This is a genomic window from Pseudomonas sp. TMW22080, from assembly GCF_022496745.1.
Lineage (GTDB): Bacteria > Pseudomonadota > Gammaproteobacteria > Pseudomonadales > Pseudomonadaceae > Aquipseudomonas > Aquipseudomonas bubulae.
In genome coordinates this window covers 71,092-89,337 of sequence record NZ_SCFF01000003.1, presented here as the reverse complement: position 1 = coordinate 89,337, position 18,246 = coordinate 71,092, and the positions used below count along the sequence as shown (strand labels likewise).

The 18,246-nt window shown below is 59.4% G+C and carries 16 protein-coding genes; 8 read left to right on the top strand and 8 right to left on the bottom strand.

Going from position 1 to position 18,246, the window contains the following annotated elements; translation table 11 throughout:
• Positions 1–6: 6 nt before the first annotated feature.
• The 5 genes from EQV96_RS10680 to EQV96_RS10660 form a co-directional block, all read right to left on the bottom strand.
• Positions 7–1,422 carry a di-heme oxidoredictase family protein gene (locus tag EQV96_RS10680; protein ID WP_095024295.1) on the bottom strand — a complete coding sequence of 472 codons (1,416 nt, stop codon included), beginning with the start codon at positions 1,420–1,422 and terminating at the stop codon, positions 7–9.
• A gap of 850 nt (positions 1,423–2,272) precedes the next feature.
• Positions 2,273–3,619: an imelysin family protein gene (locus tag EQV96_RS10675; protein ID WP_095003032.1), complete on the bottom strand. Its 1,347-nt coding sequence runs from the start codon at positions 3,617–3,619 to the stop codon at positions 2,273–2,275.
• Between the two features lie 161 nt (positions 3,620–3,780).
• Complete coding sequence (locus tag EQV96_RS10670) at positions 3,781–5,832, bottom strand: GGDEF domain-containing phosphodiesterase (protein WP_095003033.1); 2,052 nt, start codon at positions 5,830–5,832, stop codon at positions 3,781–3,783.
• A 243-nt stretch (positions 5,833–6,075) separates the two neighbouring features.
• Positions 6,076–6,672 (bottom strand): Fe-Mn family superoxide dismutase, encoded by a 597-nt coding sequence (locus tag EQV96_RS10665; protein ID WP_095003034.1) that lies wholly within the window; start codon positions 6,670–6,672, stop codon positions 6,076–6,078.
• 205 nt (positions 6,673–6,877) lie between these two features.
• Complete coding sequence (locus EQV96_RS10660) at positions 6,878–7,480, bottom strand: LysE/ArgO family amino acid transporter (protein WP_095003035.1); 603 nt, start codon at positions 7,478–7,480, stop codon at positions 6,878–6,880.
• A 103-nt stretch (positions 7,481–7,583) separates the two neighbouring features.
• Between EQV96_RS10660 and EQV96_RS10655 the strand changes: the two genes are divergently transcribed.
• From EQV96_RS10655 to EQV96_RS10630, 6 genes are all read left to right on the top strand, one after another.
• Positions 7,584–8,480, top strand: coding sequence for a LysR family transcriptional regulator ArgP (locus EQV96_RS10655; protein WP_240882002.1), 897 nt, complete (start codon positions 7,584–7,586; stop codon positions 8,478–8,480).
• A gap of 38 nt (positions 8,481–8,518) precedes the next feature.
• On the top strand, positions 8,519–9,517 hold the full coding sequence (locus EQV96_RS10650; protein WP_095003037.1) for an NAD(P)-dependent oxidoreductase: 999 nt from the start codon (positions 8,519–8,521) through the stop codon (positions 9,515–9,517).
• Positions 9,518–9,546: 29 nt separating this feature from the next.
• Positions 9,547–10,368 (top strand): ATPase, encoded by an 822-nt coding sequence (locus EQV96_RS10645; RefSeq protein WP_095019405.1) that lies wholly within the window; start codon positions 9,547–9,549, stop codon positions 10,366–10,368.
• 259 nt (positions 10,369–10,627) lie between these two features.
• Positions 10,628–11,950, top strand: coding sequence for an MFS transporter (locus EQV96_RS10640; protein ID WP_095019406.1), 1,323 nt, complete (start codon positions 10,628–10,630; stop codon positions 11,948–11,950).
• A gap of 629 nt (positions 11,951–12,579) precedes the next feature.
• Positions 12,580–12,876: a hypothetical protein gene (locus EQV96_RS10635; protein WP_095003040.1), complete on the top strand. Its 297-nt coding sequence runs from the start codon at positions 12,580–12,582 to the stop codon at positions 12,874–12,876.
• Between the two features lie 188 nt (positions 12,877–13,064).
• A complete protein-coding gene (locus EQV96_RS10630) occupies positions 13,065–13,685 on the top strand; it encodes a flavin reductase family protein (protein WP_095003041.1) in 621 nt (206 codons plus the stop codon).
• On the opposite strand, the gene EQV96_RS10625 is transcribed toward EQV96_RS10630, so the two are convergent.
• Both EQV96_RS10625 and EQV96_RS10620 read right to left on the bottom strand, forming a co-directional pair.
• Positions 13,686–13,919 carry a hypothetical protein gene (locus EQV96_RS10625; RefSeq protein WP_095003042.1) on the bottom strand — a complete coding sequence of 78 codons (234 nt, stop codon included), beginning with the start codon at positions 13,917–13,919 and terminating at the stop codon, positions 13,686–13,688. It lies immediately after the preceding gene.
• Between the two features lie 34 nt (positions 13,920–13,953).
• Positions 13,954–14,268, bottom strand: a complete 315-nt coding sequence (locus EQV96_RS10620) for an antibiotic biosynthesis monooxygenase family protein (RefSeq protein WP_095003043.1) — start codon at positions 14,266–14,268, stop codon at positions 13,954–13,956.
• A 319-nt stretch (positions 14,269–14,587) separates the two neighbouring features.
• Between EQV96_RS10620 and EQV96_RS10615 the strand changes: the two genes are divergently transcribed.
• A complete protein-coding gene (locus EQV96_RS10615; protein ID WP_095003044.1) occupies positions 14,588–15,517 on the top strand; it encodes an AraC family transcriptional regulator in 930 nt (309 codons plus the stop codon).
• Here EQV96_RS10615 and EQV96_RS10610 read toward each other — a convergent pair.
• Entirely contained in the window at positions 15,512–17,143 is a 1,632-nt protein-coding gene (locus EQV96_RS10610; RefSeq protein ID WP_240882000.1) for a 5-guanidino-2-oxopentanoate decarboxylase, read from the bottom strand. The two genes, EQV96_RS10615 and EQV96_RS10610, sit on opposite strands and share 6 nt — an antisense overlap.
• A 111-nt stretch (positions 17,144–17,254) precedes the next feature.
• Between EQV96_RS10610 and EQV96_RS10605 the strand changes: the two genes are divergently transcribed.
• Positions 17,255–18,139, top strand: a complete 885-nt coding sequence (locus tag EQV96_RS10605; RefSeq protein WP_153327336.1) for a LysR substrate-binding domain-containing protein — start codon at positions 17,255–17,257, stop codon at positions 18,137–18,139.
• The last annotated feature ends 107 nt before the right edge of the window (positions 18,140–18,246 follow it).

Sequence of the window (18,246 nt, the reverse complement as noted above, 5' to 3'; positions counted from 1 at the left end):
AAAGCGTTAAAGAGAGTTCAGGAACGCCAGCAACGCGGCGCGTTGCTCGGCATTAAAGCGTAACACCTGCTGCCTGGCCGGTTCGGCCTCGCCGCCATGCCAGAGCACGGCTTCCAGCAGGTTGCGGGCACGACCATCGTGCAAAAACTGGGTGTGGCCACTTACCGCCTGGGTCAAGCCGATTCCCCACAACGGCGGCGTACGCCAGTCCTGGCCGCTGGCGGCGAATTCGCTGCGGTTATCGGCAAGGCCCGGGCCCATGTCGTGCAGCAGCAAGTCGCTGTAGGGGTGGATGACCTGATTGGCCAGCTCGGGCTCGGCGGCGTTGGCCGATGTGGTGAACGTTGGCGTATGACATGAGTTGCAGCCGGCCTGGTAGAACAGGTTTTTCCCGGCCAGCACCTGGGGTGCGCCGACATCACGGCGGGCGGGTACGGCCAGGTTGCGAGTGTAGAACTCCACCAGGCGCAGAATGTTGTCGCTGACCTCGGGTTCGCCATCGGGGCCATTGCCGTTGGGCGCCTCGAGGCAGGCAATTTGGGCCTTGGTGCAGTCATCGAAGGGTCTCAGGGAGGTCGTGAGCCCCATATCACCAGAAAAAGCGTGAACATTTTGTTGATTGAGGTTCGGTTGCCCGGCTTTCCAGCCAAAACGACCCAACACTGTCTTTTGTTGCGCGTCATCCCACACCCAGTTCGGGCGCCCGGCAATACCCTCACGTTTGTCGGCATTGGCCAGAATGGCTTCGTTGGGAATGGCCTCGAGCAGCCCCAGGCCGATCATCGGGGGTGCAATGCGGGCCGACATGCGGGTGTCGGGATGCATCGGGCCATAACCCAGCTGGGTAATCTGCAGGGTGGGCTTGCGCAGTTCGACTTCAGTGCCGTCCTTGAAACGCACGGTGACCGGCTCGTAATCGACCCGAACCTTGCCTTCGGGAGCTACACCGGGCACGGCCATATCCTGCAACTGGCCACCATAGACCGGCTCGGGCACGATGCCTGCCTGCTCGATCAGCGTGGCGTAAGCAGGGTCGTTGGGGATCGACAGGCGCACCAGCATCGACACCGAGTTCTTGGCGCCCGGAGCGGGAGGGTGGCCGCGACCATCCTTGATGTGGCAGTTCTGGCAGCCGTTGGTGTTGAACAACGGGCCCAGGCCATCACGGGCGGTTGTGGTGGACGGGGCTATGACCCAGGGGCTGCGAAAGAAGCTGTTGCCGACGCTGAAATCCAGGCGCCGGGTGGGCGACAAGTTGGCCGAGGGCATGGAAAACGAGTTCTGATCGGTTTTGCGCACCGTAGTAGCCCCGCCTGAGCGGGCTTCGCCGGGCTCGGGTTTGGTAAAGCGCGGGGCATTATCACAACCGCCAAGGCACAGGGCCATGAGCAGCAGAGACAGGCGAAGAGGCAACGAAGGCATCAAACGTCCAGATCAGCGAGCAAAATCGAGGGCGCAAAGTTTAGCAGGGAAGGGGAATTGAAATAAGAGGGATTAGCGTTTGCTGTGACTTGGGGCAGACAAATGACCCTGTAGAAACTCTGTTGCCGATCAAGCCCGCCTGTTGTTCGCAAATCCCTCATCCAAACCGGCCGCTCGACCGCCTCGACCGCCTCGGCAGCTTTTGATCTGGCTTTTGATTTTGATCTGCTGGCCCCATCGGCAGGCCGAGTGGAGGTTCTGCGCAGTGGGTCGACCGGCATGGATGCCGGGAGAGCCGCGATGGGCCATGGATGGCCCGTGGCGGCGTGCCCACGGAGCGGGACCGGAGCGAGGGAACCTGAGCGCAGCGAAGGCCGTACGCCAGGGGCAAGCCTTTTTGGTTACTTTTTCGGCGTCTGGAAAAAGTGACTCGCTGTAAGAGCGAAACCAATATCCCAGTTAGACATGAATGCCGGATATGTACTCAAAGTTCAAGTTAGAGCCACCAAGTACATATCCATTCGATGTGCCACGGCTCTCTACGGGTTCCGCCCTCACTCCGGCACTGTTATGGGGGCACGCCGCGACGGGCCATCCATGGCCCATCGCGGTTGGCGCGGCGTCCTGCCGCGCCACCCCCATAACAGCACCTGCGTTCGGCCTTCTGTGAGGGGCATTCACGTCGCTTGGCTAATCGAGTGGCCACAGCAAAAGCAAAGGCAAAGGCAAAGGCAAAACCTTGTCGTAGCGAGCAGGCTCGATGTTGAAGTTCTCTTGCTCGCGCCGAAGCGGCCTACAAAAAAGGCGACCCGAAGGTCGCCTTATTGTTCATTCACTCAAACGTTGCAGATCAGAAATCGTGATCGGCGTTGTCCGGGTTCAGGTCGCTGATGCCCAGCTTGCCAGCGGCTTGCTCGATGGCTCCGGTCTGCTTGACCAGGGCAGCGATGGCATCACGCACAACCTGGTTGCCCGCAGCGTTGTCAGCTGCGATCAACTGGTCGTAGTGCTCGCCCTTGTTGGCGCGGTCAACCATGACCTGGATCTTGGCTTCGGTGTCGGCCAGATCGGATTTGAGCGTGGCGTCGGTAGCCGGGTCAATGACCACCACCAGCGACGACAGGCTTGGGCCGGTCATTTTTGTGCCGTCAGCACGCACGTACTCACCCAGATACACGTTGCGAATGCCCTTGGCATCGTAGAAGTGCGAGTTGTGGGTGTTGTCGCTGAAGCAGTCCTGCTCGTCTTCAGGGGAGTTGGCTTCCAGGGACACTTTCATCCGCTCGCCGGCCAGTTCGCCCAGCGACAGGCTGCCCATGCCGAACAGCATTTTGCGCAGGCCGTTTTGTACCGGCTCGGCTTCCAGCGTAGCGCGGTAGTTGTCAGCCACGTTTGGTGCCCAGTTGCCGACCATTTCGTTGAGGTCGTTGACCAGCAGTTGGGTCACGGCTTTCAGATAGGCGCGACGACGATCGTTATGACCACCGGTGGCGCCTTCGCCTTCCAGGTAGTCCGAAGCAGGACGGTTGCCTGCACCCGGGCCCGTACCGTTGAGGTCCTGGCCCCACAGCAGGAATTCGATGGCGTGGTAGCCGGTGGCTACGTTGGCTTCGGAGCCGCCCAGTTCGTTGAGGCTGGCCAGGGTTTCCGGGGTGATTTCGGTTACGTCGACCTTGTCTTCACCAATCTGGATCTGGGGGTTGGCGATGATGTTGGCGTTGGCACCCGGGTTGCCCAGTGCGCCGGCGTAGTTGGCGTCAACGTAGTCGATCAGGCCTTCGTCCAGGGGCCAGGCATTCACCTGGCCTTCCCAGTCATCGATGATGGTGTTACCGAAGCGGAACACTTCGCTCTGCAGGTAAGGCACGCGAGCTTCAACCCAGGCGGCACGGGCAGCTTTGAGGGTCTCGTCGTTGGGCTTGGCCAGGAATGCATCGATGGCGGTTTGCAGTTTCTTGGCAGTGCTTTCGGCATCGCTGTACACGGCGTGAACCATGTCGGCGTAATGGGCAACGACGGCCTTGGCGGCAGCTTCGTCGACTTTTGCCGCCGTGATGTCAGTGGCAGGCGTCGCGGTACTGGTGGCGGCTGCTGGCGTAGGGGTTGCTGCGGTTTTTTCCTTGTCCTTGTCGCCACAGCCGGCGAGTGAGATAGCAATGGCCAGCAGACTGGCGGTAGCCAGAGGCATACGAATCATGGCGAAAATCCTGCTTCGAGAGGTGGGACAAGCGTGCGGCTGCACGCGAAACTGCCACATGATGCGAAAGATATGCATTTTCTGTAAAGGGCTACTGTTGGAAATATTTCTTATTTACTTCAGCTCTGCCCCGGGTCTTTCGTGAATCTCGAAATAAGGACTTACATAATGACGGCCTTGTTACGTCGGGCCTGCTTGAGATAAGCCACCAGCTCCCGTGCCCCAAGGGGTTTGCTGTACAGGTAGCCCTGGCCTTCATGGCAGCCCTCGGCGATCACATAGGCTTCCTGTTCGACCGTTTCGACACCTTCGGCGATGACCTGCATGCCAAGGCTTTTACCGAGCTGGATGATGGCGCGCACGATGGTGGCATCGTCACCGTCATCGATGAGGTCCTGCACAAAGCTTTTATCAATCTTGATTTTGTCCAGCGGCAGGCTTTTGAGGTAACTCAGGGATGAATAACCGGTACCGAAATCATCAATCGCAATCAATGCACCGGAGCGTCGCAGGCTCAGCAGGTGCTGGGCGGCGGTGCTGATGTCTTTCATCAGGCTGGTTTCAGTCACTTCCAGCTCAAGGCTGCGCGGGGCCAGGCGGTGGCGTTGCAGCAGGTTGTTGACCACCCGGGGCAGGTCTATGTGGTGCAACTGCACGGTGGACAGGTTGACGGCCATGCGCAATTCACTGAAACCCAGGTCGTGCCATTCGCGCAGCTGGCCGCAGGCCTGGTCCAGCGCCCATTCGCCAATGGCAATGATGCTGCCGTTTTTCTCGGCCAGCGGGATGAACAGGTCGGGCGGCACCATGCCGTGCTCCGGATGCTGCCAGCGCAGAAGGGCTTCTACGCCGACCACGCGGTGATCGCTGTAGCGGATCTGCGGTTGATAGACCAGGTAAAGCTGGTTGCACAGCAGGGCTTCGCGCAGGTCTTTTTCCAGTTCGCGCATGCGTCGCATCTCGCGGTCGACGCTGGCGATATAAAACTGATAACGGCTGCGCGAATAGCTTTTGGCCAGGGTCATGGTCTGTTCGGCTTTTTGCAGCAACTGCTCGGTGGTATCGCCGTCTTCAGGGAACAGGGTGATGCCGATGGTGGCGCGCAGGCGGATATTTTGCTGGTCAAGGCTGAACGGCGATTCGAGGTCGTCGAGAATGCTCTGGGCCAGTTCGGCAGCCTCATAGGGCTGTTCGATATGGGCCTGCACCAGGGCAAATTGATCGCCGCCCAGACGGCCAAGCGCACCGAGGCTGCCGCTGTGGGCGCGCAAACGGTCGGCCAGGGCCTGGAGCAACTGGTCGCCGGTTTGATAACCAAACTGTTCGTTGATGCCCTTGAAGTCGTCCAGGCCCACGCACAGCACGGCGACACGGCGTTGCAGGCGGCCGGCATCGGTGAGGATCTTGCCCAGTTGCCCCTGCAATTGCTGGCGGTTGGGCAGGCCGGTCAAAAAGTCGTACTGGGCCATGCGCAGCAACGAACTTTCGGCTTCGTGACGCAAACGGTTGTTGCGCTCGATCGAGGCCAGCAACTGGTTGGATGTATTGACCCACACCCCTAGCTCGTTGTGCTCGTGGCCCTTGAGCAGAGGGATCACATGTTCGCTGGGGCGATCGGGATTGATGCTGGTCAGGTGCCCGATGATTTTTGACAGCGGCTTGGTCAGCAGCCAGTGATAGACCAGATACAACACCAGCCCCATGAGCAGAGCGCGCAACAGGCCGGAAAACAGCATCACCGCCGAATCGGTCAACAGGCCCTGACCGTAAGTTGCGGTGTCGAGGGTGATGCTCAGGTCGCCGTAGTACTCGCTGTATGGGCCTTGGCCAACCAGCGGAATGCGGAACCTGTGCTCCTGACCCAGTATCAGGTCGGTCACCCAGCGGCTCGATGAGCTTTGCAACTCGCGGTTTTTTTCGGCCAGCGGCGCTTCATTGGGATGGCCGATGGCAGCCTTGCGCACCGCCGGATCCTGGAACAGACCTTCGATAACCTGCATGGCCATATCGCGATCCAGGCTGTAAAGCGCCTGGGTTGAGGGGTCGCGAAACATGTCGAGGATTCGTTCGGCATCTGCCGTAACGGCTTGTCGGACTTTGTAGGCGTCGAACACGATCTGTGCGCAGCTCAGCACGCCTCCAACGACCACTGCTGAAAGCAGCACGATGCGGAGCAACTTGAGTGACAAGCTGTTTTTGAATTGCCGCTTCAAAGCGCTATTCCCTGTTCCTGCCATTAATGCCTGTGGCCTTGTATGTGAACGATTTTTTGCCAGAGTGCAAGTGACCAATGTGCAGCGCTTGTAACGGCTACTGTGTCGGTATCTTCACCTTGAACTTGAGGCGCAGCCTGAAAAATTCCCGCCGCTTTCATACTAGCTGGCCCGGATTGGATGGGCTTTTTAGCAAGCCAAAAAAAACCCGGCAATGCCGGGTTTTTTTATCTGGAGCGAGACTTAGGCAGTGAAGGGTTTGCCTTCGAACTGCTCAGCAACGAACTTCCAGTTAACGAGGTTCCAGAACGCTTCTACATACTTCGGACGCACGTTGCGGTAGTCGATGTAGTAGGCGTGTTCCCAAACGTCGCAGGTCAGCAGCGGGGTGTCGCCGCTGGTCAGCGGGTTGCCGGCGCCGATGGTGCTGGCCAGGGCCAGGGAACCGTCAGCTTTCTTCACCAGCCAGCCCCAGCCGGAGCCGAAGGTGCCGATGGAAGTCTTGCTGAATTCTTCTTTGAACTTGTCGAACGAACCGAAGGCAGCGTTGATGGCATCAGCCAGCGCGCCAGTCGGTTGGCCGCCGGCGTTTGGCGCCAGGCAGTTCCAGTAGAAGGTGTGGTTCCAGACCTGAGCGGCGTTGTTGAAGATACCGCCCGAAGAGGTTTTGACGATCTCTTCCAGGGTTTTGCCTTCGAACTCGGTGCCTGGCACCAGGTTGTTCAGGTTCACGACGTAGGTGTTGTGGTGCTTGTCGTGGTGAAACTCCAGGGTTTCTTTGGAGATGTGCGGCTGCAGGGCATCGTGTGCGTACGGCAGCGGCGGCAATTCGAAAGCCATGATGATTCTCCTAATCAGGTCAGTTGCGATGAGCGCAAGGCCGATCACGGGCGGCCAAACACGCGCCGATGAGTTTTTACTCTTTGCGGCGCAGGGTCAGGATCATAGCACCGGGGTGACGGCATAACCACGCGACAACTGTGTGGGATAGACGTTTCAGCACATGTGGGACTATTTTTTTTTGCCTGTGGGAACAGGGTTATGCTCAGCCCGAAACAATTAACTGCAGCGCCACTGCATACATCATCACCGCTACCAGCAAGTCCAGGATGCGCCAGGTGTTTGGCCGTGCCAGCCACGGTGCAAGCCAGGCAGCACCCAGCGCCAGGGTGAAAAACCACATCAGCGAAGCACTGGCCGCGCCCACCACATAAGCGCCGGGCACGCTTTGCTGGGCGCCAAGGGAACCGATCAGCAACACTGTATCAAGGTAAACGTGGGGGTTGAGCAGGGTGACGGCCAGTGCGCTGAGCATCACTGCCTTGAGCGAGCGGGCAGTCTGGCTGGCAGAATGCTCAAGGCTCGATGTGGAAAACGCCCGGCGCAGCGCCTGGGTGCCGTACCAGAGTAAGAACACCGCCCCGCCCCAGCGCGCAACACTGAGTAATAGCGGGTTTTGCGCCAGAAGGGTCGCCAGGCCAAACACCCCGGCCGCCACCAGCAGGGCATCGCACACTACGCAAAATGCCGCCACGGGCAGGTGGTGTTCACGGCGCAGGCTTTGCGCCAGCACAAAGGCATTCTGGGTGCCGATGGCCATAATCAGGCCGAACGCGACCAACAGGCCATTAAGGTAGCTTTGCCACATAAGGATTACTCGTTGTACTGCAGGCGGGGTTGCTGCTGGCTATTCTCCTGCCCTTGGATGTATAAGAAAAACCAATATTGCTGATCGCTCATTAGGAAAACTGATGTTCGACTATAAGTTGCTCTCGGCCCTGGCCGCCGTTGTGGAACAGGCCGGTTTTGAACGGGCGGCGCAGGTGCTTGGGCTGTCCCAATCGGCCATCTCCCAGCGCATCAAATTGCTTGAAGCCCGTATCGGCCAGCCGGTGCTGGTACGCGCCACGCCGCCAAGCCCGACCGAAATCGGCCGGCGCCTGCTCAACCATGTACAGCAAGTGCGTTTGCTGGAGCGTGACTTGCAAAGTGCGGTGCCGGCGCTGGACGATGAAGGTTTGCCCGAGCGCCTGCGCATCGCCTTGAATGCCGACAGCCTGGCCACCTGGTGGGCGCCGGCCGTGGGGGATTTTTGCGCCGAGCAGCACCTGTTGCTGGACCTTGTGGTTGAGGATCAGACCGTTGGCCTCAAGCGCATGCGCGCCGGTGAAGTGGCTGCCTGCCTGTGTGCCAGTGAACGGCCGGTCGCCGGGGCCCGCAGTGTGCTGCTGGGCGCCATGCGTTACCGCGCTCTGGCCAGCCCGGCGTTTATCGCCCGGCATTTTCCGGGTGGCGTCAGCGCCGCGCAGTTGCCCAAGACCCCTGCGCTGGTGTTCGGCCCGGATGATTTTCTGCAACATCGTTACCTGGCGGCACTGGGGGTGGACGGCGGCTTCGAGCACCATTTGTGCCCATCCTCAGAAGGCTTCATTCGTTTGACCGAGGCCGGTCTTGGGTGGGGGCTGGTGCCTGAGCTGCAAGTGCGCGAACAATTGGAAAATGGCAGCCTGGTGGAGCTTTTGCCAGATAAGCCCATCGACGTGCCATTGTACTGGCATCATTGGCGCAATGGCGGACAACTGCTGGGGCAACTGACCGAACATTTATCGCGTTCGGCTAGTGCCTTTGGCCTGATAACCGGCGTTTAAAGAGCAAGCAGCACGAATTACAGCATTTGGAGTGATTGATGAAAATTCTGGTCACCGGCGCAAGCGGCTTCATTGGCGGACGCTTTGCGCGTTTTGCCCTGGAGCAGGGCTTTGACGTACGGGTCAGCGGGCGTCGGGCCGAAGGTGTCGAACACCTGGTACGACGCGGCGCTGAATTTATCCCGGGTGATTTGACCGATGGCCTGCTGGTGCGCGACTTGTGCGTGGATGTCGATGCGGTGGTGCATTGTGCGGGGCATGTGGGTGCCTGGGGGCGCTACCAGGACTTCCACCGCGACAACGTGCTGGTGACTGAAAACGTAGTTGAAGCCTGTCTGAAACAGCGGGTGCGGCGTCTGGTGCATTTGTCATCGGCAGCGTTGTACTTCGATGGTCGCAACCACACCGACCTGACCGAAGAACAGTTGCCCAAGCGCTTCAGGCACCCTTTTGCCGCCACTAAAAACCTGGCGGAGCAGAAGGTGTTCGGTGCCCAGGAGTTTGGCCTTGAAGTGATTGCGCTGCGCCCGCGTTTTGTGACGGGGGCAGGGGACATGAGCCTCTTCCCGCGATTGATCAAACAGCAGCGCAAAGGTCGTCTGGCCATTGTTGGCAACGGTCTGAACAAGGTCGATTTCACCAGTATGCAAAACCTCAACGAAGCGCTGATGAGCAGCCTGTTGAGCAGTGCAGCGGCGTTGGGCAGGGCCTACAACATCAGTAATGGCACGCCGATACCGTATTGGGATGTGGTCAATTATGTGATGCGCCAGATGAACGTGCCCCAAGTGACCCGTTATCGTGGTTACGCCACGGCCTACAGTCGTGGCGCGCTTAACGAAGCTGCCTGCAAGTTATGGCCGGGGCAGCCCGAGCCGTCACTCTCGCGTTTGGGGGTGCAGATCATGGATAAAGACTTTACCCTCGACATCAGCCGCGCCCGGCACTACCTCGACTACGATCCCAAGGTGAGTCTGTGGTCCGCGCTTGATGAATTCTGTGGTTGGTGGAAAGCTCAGGAATCCCCTTACCGCTAACCGCTTGCCGCCATTTTTAAAGGTTTACGATGCGTAACGATGCCCGCGACGACTTTGACAATGTGCCGACCCTTCGCGCCGATACCGATGACCATGACGAACCGGCGTCCAGCTTTGGTGCCCGTGAGCGCACCACGGTGTATTCGCGCAATACCCCGGTGATCAAGGTCAAGGGTCCGAGTACCGGGCCTTTGTGGGCCATGATCTGCGCCTTGCTGGTGGCCGTTGGCGGGCTGGGCTGGTGGAGCTTCCAGCAGATTTCGCTGATGGAGCAGCAGTTGGTGGCCACCCAGGAGAGCTTTGCCCGTATCAGCGAAGAGGCAGCCGGGCGCCTGCAGGCCATATCCGGCAAGGTGGTTGCCAGTGAATCGACAATCAACAATGGCAGCGAAGCCTTGAAGTTGCAGATCAAGCAGCTAGAAGAACAGCTGCTTGAGCAGAGCAAGCGTCAGCAAGGGCTGGTGGCGGGGCAGCAGGGGGATCTGGATCAGCGCTTTGAGCAAATCAATGCCGCGATGTTGATGCAAGTGACTGCCCAGAAAGAAAGCCAGGCCAGGCTCGAAGCCGATATCAAAAGTCTGGGTACTGAACTGGCCACGCTCAAGGCAGGTGTCGCCCAACAGGCCACGGATGTGGCGGCCTTGAAGAAACAGGGCAACCCGGGCGCGGCGGTGGAGCGCCTGGAGCAGGATATGATCGTGCTCAAAAGCGAACTTGAGAACCGCCCCGCACCAGCTCAAGGTGCCAATGCTGCCGAGTTCGATGTGTTCCGTGCCCAGATGACGCGCAACATCAACACCCTGCAAAGCCAGATGCAGAACCTGCAGAAGCAGATCAGCGCTCGACCTTGAGCCTGTGCTGAGGGTTTGCCCCTCACCCCGGCCCTCTCCCGCAGGGAGAGGGGGCTGATGTGTGGCGTCAGTCATACCTGCATGTGCCTGTCGGCGGATTTCCGCTTATTGCAACGCTGAAAATCAGCGGATTCCCGCCTACCCATCTCCCGCAAGCCATGTAAACCGTGGTCTCAAGCGTTGGCACAAGTTCTGCTATAGCCCAGCAAGCTCGCGTTTTGACGCGCTATAAAAAAACAATGAAAGAAGGATCCATTCAATGGATAACTCCAGCACCCTGCCTGCCGGGGCCGTGTCTGCGGCGCCTAAAGAAAAGACCACCTCCAGCCGTATCAAATCGATTTTCAGCGGTTCCGTCGGCAATATGGTCGAGTGGTACGACTGGTACGTTTACGCCGCGTTTTCGCTGTACTTCGCCAAGGCCTTCTTCCCCAAGGGCGACACCACCGCACAACTGCTCAACACCGCCGCGATCTTCGCCGTGGGCTTTTTGATGCGCCCGATCGGCGGCTGGCTAATGGGCCTGTACGCGGATCGCAAAGGCCGCAAGGCCGCGCTGATGGCTTCGGTCCTGTTGATGTGCTTCGGTTCGCTGGTAATTGCCCTGTCGCCGGGTTACGAAACCATCGGCGTGTGGGCGCCTATCCTGCTGGTCTTCGCCCGCTTGCTGCAGGGCCTGTCGGTGGGTGGCGAATACGGCACCTCGGCCACTTACCTGAGTGAAATGGCGACCAAGGAACGTCGCGGTTTCTTCTCGAGCTTCCAGTATGTAACCCTGATCTCGGGGCAGCTTATCGCTTTGGGCGTGCTGATCGTGCTGCAACAGACCCTCACCGAAGAGCAACTGTACAGCTGGGGCTGGCGCGTACCGTTCGTGATCGGCGCCCTGTGTGCCGTGGTCGCGCTGTATCTGCGTCGAGGCATGGAAGAAACCGAGTCGTTCAAAAAAACCAGGGTCAAGCCTAAAGAAAGCGCCATGCGCACCCTGCTGCGCCACCCCAAAGAGCTGATGACCGTAGTTGGCCTGACCATGGGCGGCACGCTGGCGTTCTACACCTACACCACCTATATGCAGAAGTACCTGGTGAACACGGTGGGCATGAGCATCTCGGATTCCACCACCATCTCGGCCGCCACGCTGTTTCTGTTCATGTGCATTCAGCCGCTGGTGGGCGCGCTTTCCGACAAGATCGGCCGTCGTCCGATCCTGATCGCCTTCGGTGTACTGGGTACCCTGTTTACCGTACCGATCCTGACCACCCTGCACACTATTACCACCTGGTGGGGTGCGTTCTTCCTGATCATGGCCGCGCTGATTATTGTCAGTGGCTACACCTCGATCAACGCCGTGGTGAAAGCGGAACTGTTTCCCACGGAAATTCGCGCACTGGGTGTTGGTTTGCCTTACGCACTGACCGTGTCGATCTTCGGCGGTACAGCTGAATATATCGCTCTGTGGTTCAAGAGTGCAGGTATGGAAACCGGTTACTACTGGTACGTGACAGCTTGTATTGCCTGCTCGCTGGCGGTGTACGCCACCATGAAAGACACCCGCAAGCACTCGCGCATCGAGACTGACTGACAGCCCACCCGCTCCCACAGGGGTTAGCCGATACTGCTATTTGACAGGCTGGCCAATTGGCCGGCCTGTTTGCTTTTCAGATCCGCCTCCCGGCGATCATGGCCACCAATATCCCCGCCAGTACCCGCCAAGGGCCGATGGTGCCGAAATCCAGCTCCGAATCATCCGCCAGGTAGTCACCCAAGGCAGTTCCCAAGCGGTGGCGCAAACTTTTATCACCCAAAACGCCAAGGTGAACTGAGGAAGTTCGTTCATTCCAGGCTCCAGTTCTCGAGGGGTACAAAGCCGTTTGGGTACCGGCTTTTTTGCCGGCGAAGACGGGTGCTCGCGCCGCAAAAAATGGGTAATGGACTGATGAAAGCCTGTCTGTGAGTGCGATTTATTTGAATTAATAGTCAGTTAATTCTGTTAGCCCACTATCAATCTCAGCAACACCTCTATGGCCGGCAGAACATGTGTGCCGCCCCACCGGGAGCTGGACGTCGTCAAGAGCCTGGTTCGGCGCGGGCCTACATATCGAATTAATCGATTCCTTAGTGCTATTTTTTGCGCTTTTTAATCAAATTAATCGGCGTAGTCTTAAACCCATACCCACTGAACACCCCAAACACGAAACAAGGAGCTTTATCATGAAAACCAAACTTATCCTCGCTGCTGCTTTTTCTGCCCTGGCCTTCAACGCTTTTGCCGCCGATGGTTTCGATAAAACCCATTCGTCGAGCTTTGCTGAAGATGGCTACAGCCGTACAGGTTCTGCTGCAGTTGCTGCTGACGGTTATGACCGCACAGGTTCGGCTACGTTTGCAGAGGACGGCTACGACAAAACCGGCTCGGCCACCTTTGCAGAAGACGGTTTCAGCCGTACCAAATCGGACACCTTCGCTGCTGATGGCTACGATCGCACTCACGGCGCCCACTTCAGCTAACACCTGAATCAGGCACTCCAGCCCGGCCTTGGCCGGGCTTAGTCGTTTTTGGGGGTAAGACAGTGGAGATCCAATCCTTAGCAGCCTCGTTCCTACGGCAGTTGCTACAAAACCTCGCAAGCTTTTGTAATCCCGGCAAATGCCTTGCACTATAGGCCCTCTATCTCAGCCGTTTGCGGACACTTCCCATGCATGACGATATCCATTTCTATGAACCTTCCCAGGGCCACGGCCTGCCCCATGATCCGTTCAATGCCATAGTCGGCCCGCGACCTATCGGCTGGATTTCGTCACAGGATGCCCAGGGCCGTCTGAACCTTGCGCCTTACAGTTTTTTCAACGCGTTCAACTACATCCCGCCGATCATCGGGTTTTGCAGTGTGGGCCGCAAAGACAGTCTCAATAACATTGAACAAACCGGCGAGTTTGTCTGGAACCTCGCCACCCGGCCGCTGGCCGAAGCCATGAACCAGAGCTGTGCCATGGTTGGGCCCGAGGTCAATGAGTTCGAGCTGGCCGGGCTGAGCACCGTACCGTCACGGGTGATCAGCGTGCCACGGGTGGCCGAGACGCCGGTGTCGTTCGAATGCAAGGTCACCCAGATCATTCAGTTGCAACGGGCAGACAAGGAACTGGTGCCGAGCTGGCTGATTCTGGGGGAGGTGGTGGCGGTGCATATTGCCAGGCACCTGCTCAAGGACGGGATTTACGATACCGCGGCCGCCGAACCGATCCTGCGTGGTGGCGGCCCGGCGGACTACTTCCAGCTGGGCCCTGAAGCACTGTTCAAAATGCATCGCCCACGCTGATTACCAAACCAGTTCGGCGTCATCAGTGACGCCTTGCAGGGCTTCAAGTTGCTCGGCCGCGGCGGCATCGGCGGCGGTCGCAGTCTTGAAGGTGTGCTCGGTGAGAATTTTGTGAAAGCGCGGCGCTCCACCTTCGTACAAGGCTTTGACCGCAATCGCTGCGTGATAAACGCCGGGCTCAACCGGAACTACAGCTGATACCGCTTCAAACTGTGCAAATTCTTTACGCGCCATGCTTCAACTCCCGGCCTATGGAAAAACCGGCATTCTACCTGTTCAGCCCGCCCACATCGCTGAAGGTCTGAAAATCGAGACTGTCCACCACTTGCTGGTGCACCAGCGCGCCGTATATTTCCATAAGCGATGAATTGAAATACGCGAGCATCGAGGGTTCATCCTGCCAGTAGCCCGCCACCTGCCACAGCTGCGGGTCGTTATCACAATGCTGCAAGGCAAAGTGCAGGCAGCCGGGGGTCTGGAGCGTCGGTTCGATCAACTGGCTCAGGCAAGCCTCGACCCGGGCCGAACACCCTGCGCGGGCGCGAACCAGTGTCAAATGACTGACGGCATTAAGCTGGGGCATGCAGGCCTCCACAAAGCAAAGTGGTGTTGGGGGGAGGTTCAAAGCTTAGGGGCCGGCCCCTGTACGCCGTTAGTCGATTCCTGCCCCAGGCTTGCACGATTCTGCAAAAGCGCACCGAACCGCTGCCTCATGGCATCATCGGGCAAAGGGCCAGTTCATCAGGGTTTCGAGCAAGGTCAAGCGTCTGCAACGGCTTGGGCAGGCCTGTGCCTTCAGGCAATGACAGGATCAGGCAAGACAACGACAGAAATCAGCTACCCCTTGGCCTTGCACAAACTTAAGCTGTGCCTGCCCTGTTGCTTTGATGAGGATGCAACCCATGTCACTGCTGGAACCGCCGCGACCCGCGCTCGAGCCCGCGCTTGAAAAACAGCGCGTGGAACTGGCTGACCTGATTTTTCGCCATGCCCCGCAAGACGGTTCGTTCACCACCGGTGTCGACGCGCTGTTTGTGTCGCGCCACAGTCATCCCAGCGATTTCGCTCCCAGCCTGCCAAAACCCGCGCTGTGCATCATGGCCCAGGGGCGCAAGGAGGTGCGTCTGGCGGACGAGTACTTTGCCTACGACCCGCTCAATTATCTGGTGGTGTCCGTGTCGATGCCGATCAGTGGCCGGGTGCTGGAAATCTCCCCCGAACACCCGGTACTGGCCTTGCGTCTGGATATCGATCCGGTGGAAATCACCACGTTGATCAGCGATGCCGGCCCCCTGGGCGTGCCGTCGCGACCCACCGGGCGCGGGCTGTATGTTGAGCCTATAGACCAGCCGATGCTCGACGCAGTCTTGCGTCTGACACGTCTGCTCGACACACCCAAAGACATTGCCATGCTGGCGCCATTGATTCGCCGTGAGATTCTGTATCGGTTGTTGCGCAGCCCCCAGGGCTATCGCTTGTATGAAATCGCCAGCCAGAACAGCCAGAACCATCGCGTCAGCCGAGCTATTTCCTGGCTTAACGGCAACTTTGAGCAGCCGCTTCGTATCGACAGCCTGGCGCGCGAAGCCAATCTCAGCGTGTCGACCTTGCACCACAGGTTCAAGGCCATGACCGCCATGAGCCCGTTGCAGTACCAAAAGCAGCTGCGTCTCAACGAAGCCCGGCGACTGATGCTCAGCGAGGGGCTCGATGCCTCGGCGGCGGGTTACCGTGTGGGTTACGAAAGCCCGTCGCAGTTCAGCCGCGAGTACAGCCGCCAGTTTGGCGCGCCACCTGTTCGAGACCTGGCGCGCCTGCGCATGAGCCTATAGTGTCAGCAATTCTTGCCAGCGCGCCTCGTCGATTTCAATCACGCTTGGCCCCTGGCGGTCGGCGGCACTGGCCAGGGCGGCGCGCAATTGCGCCTCGCCCTCGACCACCTGCGCGGCGCAGCCCAGCGCCTTGGCCACAGCGATAAAGTCCGGGGTGTAGATATCGACCCCCACGGGTTCGATGGCGCGATTGAGCATGTATTTTTTGATCTCACCATAGCCCTGGTTATTCCACAGCAGCACGATGATCGGGGTTTGCGCTTCCACTGCGCTGGCCAGTTCGGCGAGGGTAAATTGCAGTCCGCCATCACCTGTCAGGCACAGCACCGGGCCACCCGTTTTGCCATTGGCCCGCCGCCCCAGCCAGGCCCCCACTGCCGCGGGCAGGGCGTAGCCGAGGGTGCCGTAGCCGGTCGAGGAGTTAAACCAGCGCCGTGGCTGCTCGGGGTTAAACGTCAGGTTGCCGGTGTACACCGGCTGAGTCGAATCGCCGACGCACACGGCATCCGGTAGAACATCGAAAACCGCCTGCAAAAAACGCGTCTGGGCGCGGGTCGGGGCATCCCATTCGGTGGCCAACTGCGTCTGCAGACGGCTGACCCGCACAGCGCCCCACTGCGGATCCCGTGCTGGCAACTGCGCAAGACTTGCCACTAATGCCTCGCTCGCCAGGTTGGCATCGGCCACCAGCGCCAGGGTCGGCGGGTAATTGCGTACGGTCTGGTCCGGGTCGATATCAATACGCAGCAACGCGCCCGGGATCTCGAAGCCGCCAGCAAAAGTCACATCGTAATCGGTCTCGGCCAACTCGGTGCCGATCGCCAGCACCACATCCGCTTCGGCCACCAGCGCGCGGGTGGCGACCAGGGTTTGGGTCGAGCCGATCAACAGCGGGTGAGAGGAGGGCAGCATGCCCTTGGCGTTGATGGTCAGGGCCACCGGCGCGCCCAGTCGCTCGGCCAGTTGCAACAGGGCTGGCGCTGCATCGATGGCGCCGCCACCCGCCAGAATCAGCGGGTGTTTGGCCTGGGCCAGAAGCTGGCCCATCTGTTCAATGGCAGCAGGCGCGGCGCCGGGGCGGGCAATGCTCACCGGCAGGCTGGCGAGCAGGGCGTCGGCATTCTCCACCAGCACGTCCAGAGGTATTTCAATATGCACCGGCCGCGGTCGGCCGGCCTGAAACAGGGCAAAGGCCCGGGCCAGTACGCCTGGTAGTTCCGTCGCCGACATCAGCGTATGGGAAAACGCCGCCACCCCGGCCACCAGCGCGCTCTGGTTCGGTAGCTCGTGCAGCTTGCCGCGCCCGCCGCCCAGTTGGCTGCGCGACTGCACACTGGAAATCACCAGCATCGGGATCGAGTCGCCATAGGCCTGGCCCATTGCGGTGGTGATATTGGTCATTCCCGGCCCGGTGATGATAAAACACACCCCCGGTTTGCCGCTGGTGCGGGCATAGCCGTCGGCCATAAAGCCAGCACCCTGCTCATGACGCGGGGTGATGTGGTTGATCGTCGAACCGGCCAGCCCTCGATACAGCTCAACGGTATGCACTCCCGGAATGCCGAACACCTGTTCGACTCCGTACGCCTCCAGCAACTTGACCAATACTTCGCCGCACGTCGCCATGTGTCCTGTTCCTTTTTTGTTCTGGAAAAGACCATTGAAACGGCCGGCTGTGGTACGCACAACGCAAACGTGCTCATACTAGCCATGTCCTGGACTCATGGCTGACCATTGATGAAACGCCTTCCACCACTTCCTGCGCTGCATACGTTTTTGATCACGGCCCAGTGCTGCAACTTCACCCGTGCCGGCGAACAGTTGCATATCACCCAAGGGGCGGTGAGCCGACAAATTGCCGGGCTGGAAGAGCATCTGGGTTACCCGCTGTTCCACCGCCAGGCCCGTGGCCTGAGCCTGACCGAGCAGGGCCAGGCGCTGTACCCGCGTATCGAACAGGTATTCGACCTGATTGGCGAGGCCGTGGAGTACGCCAGCATTCGCCGTACCCCGCTGCAGATCAAGGCACCCACCTGCATGCTGCGCTGGCTGCTACCCAAATTGCTGCATTGGCAAACATTGCGCCCGGATGTGCCGGTGGAACTGACCAGTAGTGTGCAGCACGGGGTGGATTTTCGCCGTGAGGCGTTTGATGCGGCAGTGGTGTACAGCCCGCAGCCAGGGCCCAAGCGACAGGGCAGGCACCTGTTTGACGAACAACTGACCCCGGTGTGTGCCCCGCAGCTGCTGGAGGGTCGCGATGCCATCAACCAGCTGGGCGATCTGACGCAGCACACCCTGCTACATCCCAGCCGAGACCAGCAGGACTGGACCCAGTGGCTGAATGCGGCGGGGGGCGATGTGTCGGCGATCCGCAAGAGCCAGTACTTCGACACCCTGGACCTGGCCATGACCGTTGCCGCCCAGGGCAACGGTGTTGCGATAGGCGACTGGTCATTGATTGGCGACGACCTCAAGGCAGGCCGACTGGCCATGCCTTTCGATTTCAAAGTGCGTACCGGCGCCGCCTACCTGCTGGTGTGCTCACCACGCCACGAGGCGTCTGCGCCGTTGCGCGAGTTGCTGGACTGGCTGGTGGAGCAGACGCGCTGCACGGATTAACCCTGTATCGATACAGCCCATTCTCCTGGTGCGGAAAAAATCGCTGTAACAGTTTAAAGGGGGTATTTCTTGAGTAAATGGGGTAAAAACAGTCAATAAAGCCCCAT

Excerpts from the sequence above, each read along its gene's own strand:
- EQV96_RS10680 (WP_095024295.1), bottom strand. The coding sequence starts at position 1,422 with ATGCCTTCGTTGCCTCTTCGCCTGTCTCTGCTGCTCATGGCCCTGTGC.
- EQV96_RS10675 (WP_095003032.1), bottom strand. The coding sequence starts at position 3,619 with ATGATTCGTATGCCTCTGGCTACCGCCAGTCTGCTGGCCATTGCTATC.
- EQV96_RS10665 (WP_095003034.1), bottom strand. The coding sequence starts at position 6,672 with ATGGCTTTCGAATTGCCGCCGCTGCCGTACGCACACGATGCCCTGCAG.
- EQV96_RS10660 (WP_095003035.1), bottom strand. The coding sequence starts at position 7,480 with ATGTGGCAAAGCTACCTTAATGGCCTGTTGGTCGCGTTCGGCCTGATT.
- EQV96_RS10655 (WP_240882002.1), top strand. The coding sequence starts at position 7,584 with ATGTTCGACTATAAGTTGCTCTCGGCCCTGGCCGCCGTTGTGGAACAG.
- EQV96_RS10650 (WP_095003037.1), top strand. The coding sequence starts at position 8,519 with ATGAAAATTCTGGTCACCGGCGCAAGCGGCTTCATTGGCGGACGCTTT.
- EQV96_RS10645 (WP_095019405.1), top strand. The coding sequence starts at position 9,547 with ATGCGTAACGATGCCCGCGACGACTTTGACAATGTGCCGACCCTTCGC.
- EQV96_RS10640 (WP_095019406.1), top strand. The coding sequence starts at position 10,628 with ATGGATAACTCCAGCACCCTGCCTGCCGGGGCCGTGTCTGCGGCGCCT.
- EQV96_RS10635 (WP_095003040.1), top strand. The coding sequence starts at position 12,580 with ATGAAAACCAAACTTATCCTCGCTGCTGCTTTTTCTGCCCTGGCCTTC.
- EQV96_RS10630 (WP_095003041.1), top strand. The coding sequence starts at position 13,065 with ATGCATGACGATATCCATTTCTATGAACCTTCCCAGGGCCACGGCCTG.
- EQV96_RS10625 (WP_095003042.1), bottom strand. The coding sequence starts at position 13,919 with ATGGCGCGTAAAGAATTTGCACAGTTTGAAGCGGTATCAGCTGTAGTT.
- EQV96_RS10620 (WP_095003043.1), bottom strand. The coding sequence starts at position 14,268 with ATGCCCCAGCTTAATGCCGTCAGTCATTTGACACTGGTTCGCGCCCGC.
- EQV96_RS10615 (WP_095003044.1), top strand. The coding sequence starts at position 14,588 with ATGTCACTGCTGGAACCGCCGCGACCCGCGCTCGAGCCCGCGCTTGAA.
- EQV96_RS10610 (WP_240882000.1), bottom strand. The coding sequence starts at position 17,143 with ATGGCGACGTGCGGCGAAGTATTGGTCAAGTTGCTGGAGGCGTACGGA.
- EQV96_RS10605 (WP_153327336.1), top strand. The coding sequence starts at position 17,255 with ATGAAACGCCTTCCACCACTTCCTGCGCTGCATACGTTTTTGATCACG.